11 protein-coding genes and 1 CRISPR repeat array are annotated in these 15,217 nt (G+C 36.1%); all 11 genes read right to left on the bottom strand.

Features of this window, described 5'->3' with window-relative positions:
* Positions 1-777: 777 nt before the first annotated feature.
* Positions 778-1,587 carry a MurR/RpiR family transcriptional regulator gene (locus BN1066_RS12750; protein WP_077319864.1) on the bottom strand — a complete coding sequence of 270 codons (810 nt, stop codon included), beginning with the start codon at positions 1,585-1,587 and terminating at the stop codon, positions 778-780.
* Between the two features lie 29 nt (positions 1,588-1,616).
* On the bottom strand, positions 1,617-3,143 hold the full coding sequence (locus BN1066_RS12745) for a DUF4127 family protein (RefSeq protein ID WP_077319863.1): 1,527 nt from the start codon (positions 3,141-3,143) through the stop codon (positions 1,617-1,619).
* Positions 3,144-3,147: 4 nt separating this feature from the next.
* Positions 3,148-3,942 (bottom strand): Cof-type HAD-IIB family hydrolase, encoded by a 795-nt coding sequence (locus BN1066_RS12740; protein WP_077319862.1) that lies wholly within the window; start codon positions 3,940-3,942, stop codon positions 3,148-3,150.
* A gap of 27 nt (positions 3,943-3,969) precedes the next feature.
* Positions 3,970-5,286 carry a PTS sugar transporter subunit IIC gene (locus BN1066_RS12735; protein WP_143695815.1) on the bottom strand — a complete coding sequence of 439 codons (1,317 nt, stop codon included), beginning with the start codon at positions 5,284-5,286 and terminating at the stop codon, positions 3,970-3,972.
* A 33-nt stretch (positions 5,287-5,319) separates the two neighbouring features.
* Complete coding sequence (locus BN1066_RS12730; protein WP_077319860.1) at positions 5,320-5,628, bottom strand: PTS sugar transporter subunit IIB; 309 nt, start codon at positions 5,626-5,628, stop codon at positions 5,320-5,322.
* 66 nt (positions 5,629-5,694) lie between these two features.
* Complete coding sequence (locus BN1066_RS12725; protein WP_077319859.1) at positions 5,695-6,003, bottom strand: PTS sugar transporter subunit IIA; 309 nt, start codon at positions 6,001-6,003, stop codon at positions 5,695-5,697.
* Between the two features lie 610 nt (positions 6,004-6,613).
* Positions 6,614-6,915: a CRISPR direct-repeat array (repeat unit 32 nt; unit sequence GTCGCACCTTACATAGGTGCGTGGATTGAAAT).
* 1,010 nt (positions 6,916-7,925) lie between these two features.
* On the bottom strand, positions 7,926-8,882 hold the full coding sequence (gene manA / locus BN1066_RS12720) for a mannose-6-phosphate isomerase, class I (RefSeq protein WP_077319858.1): 957 nt from the start codon (positions 8,880-8,882) through the stop codon (positions 7,926-7,928).
* Between the two features lie 180 nt (positions 8,883-9,062).
* Positions 9,063-10,991 carry a PTS fructose transporter subunit IIABC gene (locus BN1066_RS12715; RefSeq protein WP_077319857.1) on the bottom strand — a complete coding sequence of 643 codons (1,929 nt, stop codon included), beginning with the start codon at positions 10,989-10,991 and terminating at the stop codon, positions 9,063-9,065.
* Between the two features lie 663 nt (positions 10,992-11,654).
* A complete protein-coding gene (locus tag BN1066_RS12710) occupies positions 11,655-13,568 on the bottom strand; it encodes a BglG family transcription antiterminator (RefSeq protein ID WP_077319856.1) in 1,914 nt (637 codons plus the stop codon).
* Positions 13,569-13,576: 8 nt separating this feature from the next.
* A complete protein-coding gene (locus BN1066_RS12705) occupies positions 13,577-14,038 on the bottom strand; it encodes a PTS sugar transporter subunit IIA (protein WP_425445296.1) in 462 nt (153 codons plus the stop codon).
* Positions 14,039-14,427: 389 nt separating this feature from the next.
* On the bottom strand, positions 14,428-15,192 hold the full coding sequence (budA, locus tag BN1066_RS12700; RefSeq protein WP_077319854.1) for an acetolactate decarboxylase: 765 nt from the start codon (positions 15,190-15,192) through the stop codon (positions 14,428-14,430).
* Between the last annotated feature and the right edge of the window lie 25 nt (positions 15,193-15,217).

Here is a 15,217-nt window from a genome sequence, read left to right as displayed (position 1 = left end):
AAGTTCATTCCATGCAGTAAAAATTTTTAAGTTTTACGTATACGTGCAACAAGGCTATCGTCTACGCCCTGCTTGCCGCTAGCTACGTTTTCTTTATTAGCTTGTTTCTCTGTCCCTTGGAAATAATCTCAAGAAAGCTGCACTAGCACTTATGTATCTATTAAAAGGATCTTCTACTAAAAGCGCCCACATCCTGTGGGTAACTAGAAATCAGTACGTCCTGTACAATCGCGTAATCGAAACTTCGCCTAGATAGGAATACTAGTATCGGCGTTAGCAAATGCTGCGATCTGAGCTGATCTTAGCCCTTTTTATCCTTTTTTTAAACGCGCTCTTATATATCTATTTTAACGAATAAGCAAGTATAAATAAAATAAATTCATCACAAAAACAAGTATAAATATAAACTGCGGAGGGAAGAAAAAAACATTGCGGATTTTAGCAGTATATATTACTACCAGTATACCATTCTTCGTTTTAACGGAGGAAATAGCCGGATATTCTAATAACCATGTTTTAGTAGGATTTTTCCTCCCCCTTACTTCCCATCCTTGAAAAATCGCGATGTGTCGCTGACGCAGTTTTCCTTGTCCTGTCACCCGGAATGTAAGGTGCGGTAAGATTCCCCTCTTGAAGGGGTTGTAGAGAACATGAAAAATTCGCCTGTTCCGCATAGCAACACCCGCTTACCTCAGATTTTTTCTACTTTGATACAGGCGAATAAATTTTATACATTGACTTTAACCAGATTGTTTATCTAAAATTGACTTGTCTTCGTTAATCAATGGACTCAGAAATTTGTTTCTTTGCCAATGCAATTCTAGCATCATCAATTTCATGCAGGTAATGACAAATCTGTTCAACGACAAAAAGCTGCGACATTTCCGTAATTAATGTACTACCTTCTTGTGCTACTTCTTTTCCTGCAGTAAATAATATCAATTCAGCGATTTTGGTAATAGGCGAACGTGAATGGTTTGTAATAGCGATCGTTTTTGCCCCATTTTCCTTCACCTTACTTAACCATTGTAACGTCTCTCGTGTATCACCTGTTACACTAAATGCTATCGATAAGTCATCAGATTCGATTAAATGAGATGATACTACTCTTGTATGCTGTTCTGAAAAAAAGTACGCTTTATATCCAAGGCGCATAAGTCTAATCTGTGCTCCCTGTGCAGCCAAAGCTGAAAAGCCGATCCCAAACAAATAGATTGCTTTGCTGTTCTTTATCAAATTAGCTGATTGTTTTATTTTTTCTGCATTCGTTAACAACCTTGTTTCATCAAGCATTTTAACGATATCATGATACGTTTTTTCAAATTCAGTATTTGTTTTTACCTCTTTTGCGTCTAGTAATTGCTTTGCCATAGTAGTCTTAAATTCATGATATCCAGAAAAGCCCACCTTTTTTAAAAAGCGAATAACAGTAGCTTCCCCGACACCAAATTCATCAGCAAACTCGGTTAAAGACAAAAAAGCAATGCGCTGGTAGTTCTCGGAAACAAACGAAGCTACCTTTTTTTCACTCTTTGTTAAGGATGGATAAATGCTCTTCACTCTTGCTAAAAAATCCATGATATTCATTGATTAAACTCTCCTTACGCCAGGGATAACTATTTATTCTTTATTTTTAAATCAAGACCAATTTCAAACATTCTTCTCCACGGTAAATGTATACTAACCTGTGATAATTCGAATTCTGAAAAGCTATATTTCACCATTTGCTGATAATAGGTTACAATCCTCTTCTCAATTTCACTAGCAACTTTATCATCTTGATGATTCAATTGGAAATAGTCTGCACCGATTCCAGGAAGAACGGTTTCTGTAACCTCTTTTCGAACAATGGCCTGATATAAACCATCTTCAAGAATATGGTATATGAGATTCTTTTTTATTGTCAAGCAATCCTGCTTGTCAAACGCAAAGCTGCCTGCAGCAATTGATGTCCCTAACGTATTACCATTTGTGTTCCAACCTTTATAGGATATTATTTTATCTAGAACCTGATAGTCATCCAGATAATGGAGCAATTCTATATCTCCTCCATTTGCAAAGGCACTGTCCGCAAGCACTACAGGCTTTCCCATATCCAAATAGTCTTGGATACGTTCCGTAAAAAAGTGAAGCTGGCGATAGCTACTGTATGTGACATCTTTTTCATCTTGATTAAATGCTTCTTGCATTACTTTGCCTGGCGTATTAATTGCTAATATAAAATCTGCCTCCTCCGGTTGCAAAGACACTTTGCAGCCAGAAGCAAGCAAATGTGCTTTGACACTTTCAGCAAATGGTCTGTCTTCATAAAGTGGTACAATATAGGGACCTAGTGTCGAGCTAAAAAAAGAGTATACCCGCGGTTTCCTATTGAGCAAATGATTCAGCATCCGGGCAACTAATGTGGATCCAACCTCATCTGCTCCTGGATAGACCATTACTTTGTTTTGTAATCTTTTTTGTTCGATGTAACGATAAACAACTGCCTGATCTTTTGCAGTATATCCATATACTGCAGCATCATCTTGCGGAATAACAAGAAAGTTTATTACATCTTTAACAACTAAGTCGAGGATATGCATGTTCATCGTAACATTGAAATTACGTCTTCTTTCATAATCTTCAATAAACATTTCTGGAATTTTAGTATTTATTTTTTGTAATTGACTCTTTTCCTTTTCATTTAATCCTGTACGTTTGTCTTTATCTAGTAAATAAGCTCTTTTAAATATTACTTCTCCATACGCAGCATAATAATCCGGTTCTTCATCAGCACTATTAAATTTCGGAGTTCGCATAATTAGATTTGATGCAAATATCAGTAAATGCGGATACGCTTCTCTTAGTATTTGAAACATTTTCAATCGCTCTTTTCCTTCTGATTCACGTAATTGATGTAATCTAGAAGGTAAAAGACCGCCGTATAGCATCATTTCAACAGAAACCACCAGACCATCCGCATCAGGAGCATGATCATTGATAAACTTCCATAATTGCTCGACATTTGCCTTTTCTTTTTTCTTGCCTAGTATTTCACTTGGTGGAACAATCAGTTGGATGTCTTTTCTTGTTTCCTCCATATATTTCGGATATACATAATTACATGGTCGCTCATCTAACGGGATATAGATTATCTTTTTCATGTTTTCACCTGACTTTCGGAGATGTATTCATAATCACTTCAATACAGTCAGCTACTGTTTTTTGAATCTCATCCGCTTTTTGCTTTACTTGATCTGAAGCATTGTCAATAGCAAATGAATATCCTGCTGCTTCAAACATGGATATATCATTTTCAGAATCACCGATAACATACACATCTTGTGTTGTTCTATTCAGTTCTTTCATAATTTGGCGGACAGCTACACCCTTTGAGATATTTTTAGGCATAATTTCTAAGGAAGAGTCACTGGTTTCTACACAATTAACGATGTCTTCATATTTTTTATGGATGGCAGCTTTTATCTCTTTGAAACCTGATTTTTCACCGAATATAAGGAAGATGGTTGGAATCACACTATTCCCAACTTTTTTGTTTAGTTGTGGATCAATAACTGACGAATCAACAAATTCAGCGACTCCTCCCATAGGGCGTGGTGAAGGAAAGTAACGCCGTATAGCGTCATTTACTTCAACTCGTTCTTTTCTTTTATCTAATATTTTCATGATTCCTTTAGCCGCATAAGAATCAATCTCCTGTTTAAAAACTACTTTTCCATCCTTATTCGTTATCACGGCACCATTTTGGCTAATTCGAAAAGCACCTTGAATTCCTAGCTGCTTCTCAACATACACAATATCATGATCTAATCGTCCTGTAGCAATAATAAATGTACCACCTGAGTTTGAAAATGACTGAATTTTCCTCGTATTTTCTAATGATATTTCATTGTTTTTATCAAGTAATGTTCCATCTAAATCACAGATTAATACTTTCGTCATGCATATCCTCCTGTTGAAGAGCTCTCTTTAGCTTCTGTTTTTCCTTTCAATAGCTGCTACTCTATTCGTTGCGATTACAAATGGCAAATAAATAACTACCGATAGAGCAATTAATAGAGCAGCTAAAATTGCTGCACGGAAATCACCTGCTGTCGCTAAGAAAGCGGATAATACAGGCGGGGTTGTCCAAGGAATAAAAACAACCGTTTTTGAAATTAATCCTAAAGATGTCGCGAGATAGGCAATATTCAAATTCACAATTGGTACAAGAATAAGAGGTATCGCTAAGATTGGATTCAAAATAACTGGCAGCCCAAACATTAATGGTTCATTAATATTAAATAACCCTGGAGCAGCAGAAAGTTTAGCAACACCACGGTACTCTGCACGTTTTGAAGCAATAAATATGGCAATTAATAACCCAATTGTATTTCCGCCACCACCCATCATCGCAAAACTATCAATAAATGGTTTGGTTACAATATTAGGTATGATGCTACCAGCCTGAAATGCTTCAATATTTTCCTGAATAGCAGCTAGTAACGTTGGTTCCGTAATTGGTCCAAGAACAAAGGTACCATGAATTCCTAAAGCCCATAATAGGTTTTGTACAAACATAACTCCATTAATACCGAGTAATCCCTGATAGATAGCATCAAGTGGTGCTTGTATCGCTTTGGTTATTATTTCTTGTAAACCTAAATCAAAAAACGCATTCGTTAAAAACACCATTAAAGCAAACAATGTTAACGTGAAAAATGCTGGAATCAATGCATTAAAAGATCTAGCAACTTCTGGTGGAACACTTTCCGGCATTTTGATTTGTAATTTTTTGATTCTCTTTAATCGTAAAAAAACTTCTGTTCCAATTAAAGCTGAAATAATCGCAAAAATTAATCCAGTAGCAGATGTTTCACTTTGACTAAATACCCCCGTTATCTCTACTATTTTCTCTTGATTTAGGGGAACAACTTCAACCATATTAGGAAACATGGATACTAAAACAGCGACTGCCATTACTCCTGGTATAACGCCATCTTCATTGTAAGAACGTGCCAGTTTATAAGCTACAGTAAAAGCAATCAAGATTGAAAGCAGTCCTAATGTGCCATTGTAAACTTGATTTCCTATTTGCTGGTAAGCACTTAAATCTGCAACATTAGCAAAAATACCGTTATTAGGATCCAAAATTACATTATTAATCAATACAAAAAATGAGGCTACAATAACAAGTGGAATCAAAATAATAAAACCATCACGCACAGCTCCTAAATGACGCTGCGTAGAAAACCTTGTAGCAATTGGCGTTAACCATTGGGCAATTTTATTGGCTATTCGATTCATTTTTATTTCCCCCTAGCCTTTTATTTTTCTATACTAGCGGTTTACTATATCCAATATTTGTTTTAAAACATTTTCAGCACGAATTAAACCATAATCCTGACTATTAATGACACGAACCGGAAGCGAATTCCCTAATTCTTTTTCCATCTGATTTTTCATAAAGGCAACTTGCGGACCTAACAATAGCAAATCATACTGGTTATTTTGTAATAGCGAACGTGCTTCTGAAATGGAGACAGCTCCTATTTGCAAATCTACTCCTTCTGTTTTTGCAGCATCCTTTATTTTTTGCACAAATAAACTCGTGGACATCCCTGCACTGCATGCTACTAATACACGCATAACACACACTCCTTTTCTCGTATTTATTCGTTTTAGACAAACTTCTATCTTACTTACTGTAAGCCTCTATAGAGTTTTAGCTTGCTGCATTGCAATAATTTCAGTTGCTAAATCTTTTGCCAGCATTGCTGTCATTAAGTGATCCTGCGCGTGAACGAATATAATGGATAGTTTCATGCTTCTTCCATTCGCTTCCTCATGTAATAATGATGTTTGAATTTTATGTGCTTCAAGCAGCTGATCATCAGCATCTTTTAACAATTGTTCGGCTTTTTCAAAATTTCCTTTTCGGGCATTTTTTAATGCTTCCAGCGTATGAGAGCGTGCATCACCACTGTGCATAATGATTTTAAAACCGCTTTCATTTATATCCATCGTTTCACCTCCTTGCTGTAAGCGTATCACAAAAATTAAATTTTGTATATAAATATTCACCTTTATTTATTTTATGGAGAATATACTCCAAATGTACTTAGAAAAAAGATAGTAAAGAACTAAAGCTGAAGCGTTCGGTTAGCGACATACAAACGGACAGAATTCTGAGGAAATAAAGAGACACTTCATGTAAGAAGGTGTTTTTCTCTTTGAATGTTAGTGAAGCGAATTGGGAATTCAGAAGCGCTTTTCTCATAAGTCCTAAATAATATAAATTATTTACAGGTTTAAAACTTGAATCTTTTTTAACAACATGTATATTGTAAAATTACAGGTCTTTTAGTTTTAATATATATTCCCCTAATTCCGTAGACAAGCGTTAAAAGATAATCCGTCTACGTTTATGTATTTTGATCATAAATGAATAGACATATTATTTTGGTGCGAATCTGAAGTGCACATAAAATCTCTAGGGGATTCGCACCAATATTTGTTTGTATAATGCGCGATAATGGAATAAAATAAAGGAAACAGTCACTTTTTTTGAAGTTTTTGTTATAAAAAGAGGCAAATCGCTCATGTTTTTGTAAAAAATTAGGTTATATTCACTGTCGCACCTTACATAGGTGCGTGGATTGAAATGAAACTCAATAGATGTTCCCCCTTTGAGAGGTTTGGTCGCACCTTACATAGGTGCGTGGATTGAAATATAAGGATAAAGAAATGACTAAGGATAAGTTTAAGTCGCACCTTACATAGGTGCGTGGATTGAAATCTCCGAATTATCTTCACTTAGCATTCTACTAATCTCGCGTCGCACCTTACATAGGTGCGTGGATTGAAATTATCATTTTATCCGGTATAACCACGCCAATACTAAGTCGCACCTTACATAGGTGCGTGGATTGAAATTATCAGAAAGGGAGAAATAGGAGGATAAGAAATTGGTCGCACCTTACATAGGTGACGTGGATTGAAATTACTGTGTACGTTTCTCTTACCCATGTCCTCATTTCGTCGATGCTGGGGACATAACTAAAACAGCTGATTAAAAAACGAACAATAAATCGTCCTTGTACGATAGGAAAGTATAAAATTTATATGGTTTATCCCGCATGTAAGGTGCCGTAAGACTCTCACTTCAAAATCTTGAGTTGATACAAAAGGGTCTAAGTGGGAGAAAACGGCACCTAAATGCCCGATTCGTTCAAGGGCCTTTAGGTCATACCCTTGTGGTACTAACATTCAGTAGGAGATGGAAGAAAACTCCTACTGAATGAAGGTTCACTTTATCGTATAAGAAAAACTACGGCTTTCGCTAAGGACTTGGCGACTAGCCAAGCTTTTCTAATGTATATGCAAGTTTTTAGCGTAGTCAATATATGTAGACTCCAGCGGGAATAGCTCGAGCTGAAGATCCCGCAGGAAAGCGTTCTTTGCTTTCCGAGGAAGCTGAGGCCGTGCCCGCGGAAAGCGAAATATGTTGACGTAGCGAGGATAGGAATTTTTTTACACTATAAGAAAGTATAAAATTTTTAGGCTTTATCGTATAAAAAAACGATCGCTTTCGCTAAAGACTTGGCGACAAATCAAGTTTTTCTAAACACAAACAAACCGAACAATTATAAATGAATTGTTCGGTTTTTGTTATTTAGTATTTAGCCTTGTGGATTGAAATTCTACAACATTTGAAATACTATCCCCTTTTGGCAGTAGCAGCTAATATAGGTGCCGTAAATAAAAACAAAAAACAGGCGGAGAAAAATAATTGTTTTCTCCCGCCCGTTTTTATTTTTGGTTATATCTCAAACGAACTAATAATAAAGTCCATTCAAACGTTTTTTAACCATTGCTTAACCTCATTCATATTGTTGATGTAAAATGATACATTTAGCAATCAACATATCTCCTTTGCGTATCCATTACGTATGTGAAACAATCAATTCTGCATTGCCGACGAGCTGATATGTATCCATGCCATATGGAAGAATAAAATTGTCACCTTTTTTTAATGTGTAAGATTTATTATTTACATGTATTTCAGCATTTCCCATAATTACACTGCATTGAAGAAAATCAGCTTCTAAATGTTGCGTCACTTCGCCCGAAAGTTTCCAATGATACACAGTGAAATAAGTTTCTTTTACTAATTGCTGAACATGTAAACCCTCTTTCTGATAACTTTGCTGTTCAAACTTTGGCATTTGATGAGGGATATTTGTAACTTGCTTTGCTTTATCGAGATGTAATTCTCTTGGATTTCCCTTATTATCTTTACGATCATAATCATACACTCGATATGTAATATCAGAGCTTTGTTGGGTTTCTAATATAACGATACCTTTACCAATTGCATGAATGGTTCCACTTGGTACATAGATAAAGTCGCCTTTGTTTACAGCTACACGTTGTAACAACTGAGCCCAATCTCCATGATCCATCTTAGCCGCTAAATCTTCTTTCGTTTTTGCGTGATGACCTAAAATAATTTCTGCTCCTGGCTCTGCATCAAGCACATACCAACATTCCGTTTTACCATATGGTTGATTTTCCACATTTCTTGCAAACTCATCATCGGGATGAACTTGTACCGATAAATTATCATTTGCATCTAAAATTTTAACTAACAGTGGATAGGCTTCATTAACACTGCTTTTTTTATGAAACAGTTCGCCATGATTTTCCCAAGCATCTAATAAAGTTTTTCCCGCTAAGGGGCCATTTATAATTTTGCTTGGACCGTGTGGGTGTGCAGAAATAACCCAAGCCTCGCCTGTTTGCTCTGATGGAATTTCATAGCCAAACAATGCTGTTAATTTTTTTCCTCCCCAAATTCGTTCTTGAAATACAGGTTGTAAAAATATTGGTTCTTGATTCATGCTGAATCCCTCCAATAGATTATTTTTATTAAACAGGGAATGGGAAAAGAGGTTCATCCCTTTTCCCATAATTATATAGTGAAACTCCGCACAATGACAGTTTTTCTTTCATTTCTTCCAATAATTCAAATTTTAAAGGTAAAGTAGACTTTTGTTAAATTATCAAAGAAACTGCTGATACTATTGAATCTCATCTAGCAACCGATACGCTTCTTCCTTCGTTGTAACCTTTAAAAGCTGGTCTCTAAATGCAGCATCCATTAATTTTCTGGACAGCATTTGCAAAATTTTTAGATGAGCATCTCCTGCCTGTTCTTGCGGTACAGCAATCATAAAAATTAATTTGGCATCTGTTCCATCCAAACTTTCCCAATCTACACCATCACGTTTTATGGCAAAGGCTACTGCGGTCTTATTAACAGCTGTAGATTTTCCATGGGGGATAGCAATATTCATTCCCAATCCTGTTGTTCCTTCTTCTTCCCTAGCAATAACAGCTTGTTTATAAGCCTTTGGATCATTTAAAACTCCCGATGCATTTAATTTTTGAATGAGTTCATCAATTACTTCATTTCTCGTTGTGCCCTGAATATCTGTATCAATTAAATCCATCGTCATAATATCTGTTAATTTGTTTAGCTCAATGGACGTATTGCCTCCGGGCTCATTGTCTATTTTCTGCTTAGCTTTTTCCTTATTGGAATGTTTAAGAACACCATCTACATCTTTTTTTAAAAAGTTAACTAGTAATGCGGTGACAATTGTACCAATAATAGCAGCAATAAAGAACATAAGTACATTATCTACTGCCCCCAAAACAGCAACGATTGGTCCACCATGTGCCACCCGATCGCCTACATTTCCAAGCATAGCAATAACTGATCCGGTCATTGAACCAATGACGATACTCGGGATAACACGTAATGGATCTTGAGCTGCAAATGGAATTGCTCCTTCCGTTATTCCAAACAGTCCCATAGTAAAGCTCGCTTTACCAGCTTGTTGCTCTGTTGGTTGATATTTTCGTTTATTGATAAATGTTGCAAGACCCATGCCAAGAGGTGGAATACAAATTGCTACTGCAATTGGTCCCATTATTTCATAGTTTCCTTCTGCAATCATAGCTGAGCCAAATAAAAATGCTACTTTATTAAATGGACCACCCATATCAATAGCGATCATCGCACCGAGAATTAATGCCAATAATACGGAGCTTGCCCCTTGCATCCCTTCCAACCATGCTGTTAGTGATTCAAACACTTGAGCTACGGGAGCACCAATGACATAAACAAATAGTAAGCCAACAGCTGCGGTTGATAAAATTGGAATAAAGATAATCGGCATAACCGGTTGGATAGCTTGAGGGACTTTAATTTTTTTAATAGCTAAAGTAATATACCCTGCCAAAAAGCCTGCAATGATCCCGCCGATAAATCCGGCACCAGCTTCACTACCATAAAAACTCCCATTTGCCGCAATAAACCCGCCAATAATACCTGGTGCTAAACCTGGTCGATCAGCAATACTTACAGCAATAAATCCAGCTAGAATAGGAACCATAAAACTAAATGATGCAGCTCCTATCTCTTCAATTTTTTTCCAAAATGAATCTTCGGGGATAACAATTCCCCCAGGTGTCTGCTCTCCACCTAATGTTAAAGCAAGTGCAATCAATAATCCGCCTACAACAATGAATGGAATCATATAAGATACACCACTCATTAAATGCTTATAAATCGGATTTTCTTTTTGTTTTTTCCTTTTTTTAACTTCTTCTACGGACATTAAATCTGCTCTATACACAGGTATATCTTCCGTTTCAAACCGTTGGATCAGTTTTTGCGGATTTCTAATTCCTTCTTGTACACCTGTTACAATCAGCTTTTTTCCAATAAACCGTTCTTTGGAAACCTCTTTGTCACTAGCTATAATGACCCCATCCGCATCTTCAATATCCTTCTCGGTTAGAGCATTTTCTACACCAATGGAACCTTGAGTTTCTACTTTAATGTCAACACCCAATTCCTCTCCAGCTTTTTGTAAATTTTCAGCTGCCATATAAGTATGTGCAATACCTACTGGACACGCAGTCACAGCAACTATTTTCATTATTTCAACCTCCTTGTAAAGTGAAACTTGCTTACGAGAGATACCCCACAAGTTTAAGAACAATCTTGAAGAAAATAAGCCCATTTGGAATTTCATACCTTCCATTAGAGAGCCGCGTTTTTGGTGGGCGTACTCCAAAAAGTCTCCTTTTTTATCCCTAAGAGCTACCACTGTCTACATTGGATTTTTTATCCATTTGCCTATTATCTCTTTCGTTGTATCATACAAGCGCTTTATATGAATATCTTGTAAAGCTTTATAGTAAAAAACTATAATGCTTTCATCACAAAGTATATATCATTATTGTTCATTAATTACGCTAAGTTTTTACCGGAACTATGGTAATTTAAAATATATAGGGTAAACGTAACCCAGTTAGATTAGAAAAACTTGGCTTGTCGCTAAGTCTTTATAGCGAAAGCGATCGTTTTTCTTATACATAAAGCCTAAAGTTTTATACTTTCCTATCGTGTAAGAAATACCTTTTTCGTCTATCCGAACCGCTATTTATGAATTGGTTTCCCAGTTTCACTTAAAATTAGGAAATAAAAAGGGAAGCCTTCATCCATGAAAACATCATGGATGAAGGCTAGCGTTGGTATTGTGGAATATACAGGAGTATACTGCTAACAAAGTTTTATTTTCGCAGTACTAAAGCAAGTCTTATAAATTTCTTTCATTTAAAATTCGTAAAAAATTTTGTTTATCGCGAGCGTTTAATAAAGCCCCAACTATTTCTGGGTTTTTAGAGAGAGCTGATATTTTGTGAATAATTGCTTTAATCGGATTTGCTTTGTCATTTACTAAAGCTAGCATAAACACAATCGATACTTTTTCTTTACCCCAGTCAATCGGCCTATCTAAAACAGCTACAGCTATCGAGGACTCTCTAACTAACATTGGATCACCATGTGGAATCGCTACTCCACCGCCAATAGAAGTTGCAGACTTTCGTTCTCGTAATAACGCCTGATGAATATAGGATTTGTCTACTTTTCCCTGTTTATATAGCATATTTCCCAGCATTTCTACTACTTGAAAACGATGCTGTGGTCGGATTCCGACAAATGTTAATGCTTCATCGATAAATTCACAGAGCACATGATCTGAAGCTGCTAACACAGATGACTCCACTGCTCGTCTTTTAAGATACTTTTGTAGTTTTTCTTTATCTGTAGCTTCTAAAAGCGGCGAAATAATAATAGAAGGCACTTTTACCTTTTCTAAGGGTGTTGTGGAAATAATTAAATTGACATCATTTTCTTTCAAAAAAGCTTGTACTTCTCCTTTTCCTATTGCCCCTACAATTTTTAATTCTTGATATTGCTTTTCGACCTTAGCTTGCAGCAAACGAGACATGCCTATGCCCATATCACACACAATTAAGACTTTTGGTATAGCATGTTTTTCAGCATCCATCCTCTCAATGGAAGCTTGAAAATGGAGTACAATGTATGCCACTTCTTCCTCTGGTATATCTAAATGAAAATTGTCATTTATCCGCTCTGTCGCGAGTGTTACCATGCTAAACACATATGGGTACATCTTTTTAATCTCAAACAACAACGGATTAGAAATTGGAAACCCGTACATTAAACGATTGACTACAGCATCTAAATGAATTATGAGCCCATTCACTAATTGATCATCACTCAAGAATGGGACTCTCGTCAGCTGTTGCATCGTTTCGATTAGTGTAGCTAAAATTTGCTTCATTGGTTCATCTTTTTGTTGATAAATCGCCTCTTCGTACTTTTTACTGCCACGTATATGCCAAGTGAAATAGATTATCTCTGACTCAGAAAAAGTAAGACAAAATTTTTCTGTTAATTGCTGTAAGCCCCACTTTGCAGCTTGGTATTCTTTTGATTGAAAAATAGATTCATTCTGTTTCGGTATGCCAATAGGAGCATGACACTTTGTTCTTTTCACAATAATTAACGCATGAACTAAAAGGTTATTCAATGATTCACTTGTTATAGGAAGTTCCCAGCGCTTACACATGCTGTCTAAGGTTTGCTTTACTGTAGCAACTTCAAATGGCATAAATAAATCCAATACAAAGTTTGCTGAATCGCCAGTAAGTTCTTCGATATGAGCTAAAGCAACTCGTCTATTTATTTCATCTCCCGCTATATAGTGCCCAAGCCCTTGTCTGCACTCAACACTTAAACCAAAACTCTCTAGCCATTGCTGTATGCAGTTGAGATCATCTTTAATAATAGTAGTGGGCATAAAATATGTTTCACTAAGGTTTTGTATAGTAATTGGTTGTTCCTCAGTTAATAGTCGATAAGCAATGTTCATTACTCGTTCATCCTTTGTTTCATCTTTACGAAAAAGAGCATGGAATAAACGGGCACGGTCGTTTTCATTTATTTCTATAAATACTCCTGTTCCTGGTTTTCGAATAATATAAGCAGATGGATAACCCTTTAACAACTTGTCAATCGTTTGCAAATCATTGCGTACAGTTTTCTCCGAACATTGCACTTGTTTAGCAAGGTCTTTTATTAATAACGCACGTTGGTTATTGGATAATAAAATTTCTACTAACTCTCTTTGTCTTTGATTCATTGTTGCACCTACTTTGTTGACAGCTCTCTAGACATAGCATAGCAGATTATAGCATTATTCTTTAAATAAAGCATTTTTAATTTGCTGCCATGTGACCTTCCTGAGGAAAAAGGCAAGGTTTGTACGAATGATTTATTATTAAAATCATTTAGCACTTTAATAAAAGACGTACAATCGTCAACTTTAAGTAATTGTTGGACAATTGTTTCAGAATTAACAATAGCTCCTAATAAATCATATATCGGTTGTAAATCTTCCTGACTGTTTCTTTTTATATTTAACAAACATATATATTGTGCTGGCTTGTCTTTCCAAGCCATTACATTTGTAAGAGTACAAACAGTTAAAAAAGTTTCATCGGTCTGTGGTGTTACTGGAAGGGGGATAGCGACTAGATTACCGTAAACAGTTGAAGCAATTTTTTCTCTTTCATAAAGGTAAGCAAGAGATGCTTGTTTCAAGGTATGTATCTGAAAAGCTGACGTATTGATTTTTGAAAAGTCCTTCTCGTAGAAAAAAATAGCATTAGAAAAACTTGGCTTATCGCCAAGTTTTTATGGCGAAAGCTATCGTTTTTCTTATACGATAAAGTGAAACTTCATTCAGTAGGAATTTTCTTCCCTCTCCTACGGAATGTTAGTACCACAAGGGTATGACCTAAAGGCCCTTGAATCAATCGGGCATTTAGGTGCCGTTCTCCAATTTAAACTTCTCGGAAGTTGTAGTCTTACGGCACCTTACATGTGGGATAAATCCTAAAGTTTTTATACTTTCTTATAGTATAAAAAACGAAAATAGGTCAGATTTTTATAATCCGACCTATTTCAACAGTCTGAAAGTCTCTTTATAAGAAGTTTATTTACGATTTCGGATTTCCTTCTGTAGCTTCAATTCCAGCTGCAAGATCATGTCTGTTTAAATCAGCTTTAAAGAAGTCCTTCGTATTCGGAAGTCTAAGGTACATGTTTAGTTTTTGCGAAATTTGAATGGTACACTTTTCAATTTCATAATCAAATACATGTCCACCTGAATGTCGATCTTCATCAATAAAATGAAAGTGAAAGCCAGATACGGCGATCCCATTAGCATATTGCGGTGTCCAAAATCCTACAATTGTCCCCTTGATGTTATTAAAATCAAAGATCGGCTGAGATTTTACTGCTTCAACCATTGGTACGTACGGCTTTTCCTGCAATTCCACCGTTCTCGTTTTTACTTTTTTAAAGGTACCGTCCATACGGATTGCATAAAACACATTTTCACTAGGCAACAGCACATGCATCTTTTTTTCAAACGTTTCACGAGTCATCTGCCGATTGATGTCATGATAAATAGCTGGATGGAAAAACGTTAGTGAACAAAATGGTGAGCAGTCGCTTTCTTTGACTGGATAAGCTTTTCCATCAGAACGGAGACGGTAAAACTTACCATCAAATCCGATTAATTCCCCGTCCAGTTGATTAAAAGTGCCAATCCCAAAATCACCGTGTTCCCTCGCTTCCGACATGTAAAAATCCCCATCATAAATGCCGTCCAACAAAGAAACCATGGTTGAAAACTGATAAACTTGGTCAAAATTTTTATCGATCGTTGACATGTCTTTTTGCTTGCTTTGACTTTTCATTTTCCTCTTTTCACTTCCTTGATTG

The organism is Virgibacillus proomii (assembly GCF_900162615.1).
Lineage (GTDB): Bacteria > Bacillota > Bacilli > Bacillales > Amphibacillaceae > Virgibacillus > Virgibacillus proomii.
Note: the sequence above shows the minus strand (reverse complement) of the source record. Positions and strands in the feature narration are given on the sequence as shown.

Excerpts from the sequence above, each read along its gene's own strand:
- BN1066_RS12750 (WP_077319864.1), bottom strand. The coding sequence starts at position 1,587 with ATGAATATCATGGATTTTTTAGCAAGAGTGAAGAGCATTTATCCATCC.
- BN1066_RS12745 (WP_077319863.1), bottom strand. The coding sequence starts at position 3,143 with ATGAAAAAGATAATCTATATCCCGTTAGATGAGCGACCATGTAATTAT.
- BN1066_RS12740 (WP_077319862.1), bottom strand. The coding sequence starts at position 3,942 with ATGACGAAAGTATTAATCTGTGATTTAGATGGAACATTACTTGATAAA.
- BN1066_RS12735 (WP_143695815.1), bottom strand. The coding sequence starts at position 5,286 with ATGAATCGAATAGCCAATAAAATTGCCCAATGGTTAACGCCAATTGCT.
- BN1066_RS12730 (WP_077319860.1), bottom strand. The coding sequence starts at position 5,628 with ATGCGTGTATTAGTAGCATGCAGTGCAGGGATGTCCACGAGTTTATTT.
- BN1066_RS12725 (WP_077319859.1), bottom strand. The coding sequence starts at position 6,003 with ATGGATATAAATGAAAGCGGTTTTAAAATCATTATGCACAGTGGTGAT.
- manA (WP_077319858.1), bottom strand. The coding sequence starts at position 8,882 with ATGAATCAAGAACCAATATTTTTACAACCTGTATTTCAAGAACGAATT.
- BN1066_RS12715 (WP_077319857.1), bottom strand. The coding sequence starts at position 10,991 with ATGAAAATAGTTGCTGTGACTGCGTGTCCAGTAGGTATTGCACATACT.
- BN1066_RS12710 (WP_077319856.1), bottom strand. The coding sequence starts at position 13,568 with ATGAATCAAAGACAAAGAGAGTTAGTAGAAATTTTATTATCCAATAAC.
- budA (WP_077319854.1), bottom strand. The coding sequence starts at position 15,192 with ATGAAAAGTCAAAGCAAGCAAAAAGACATGTCAACGATCGATAAAAAT.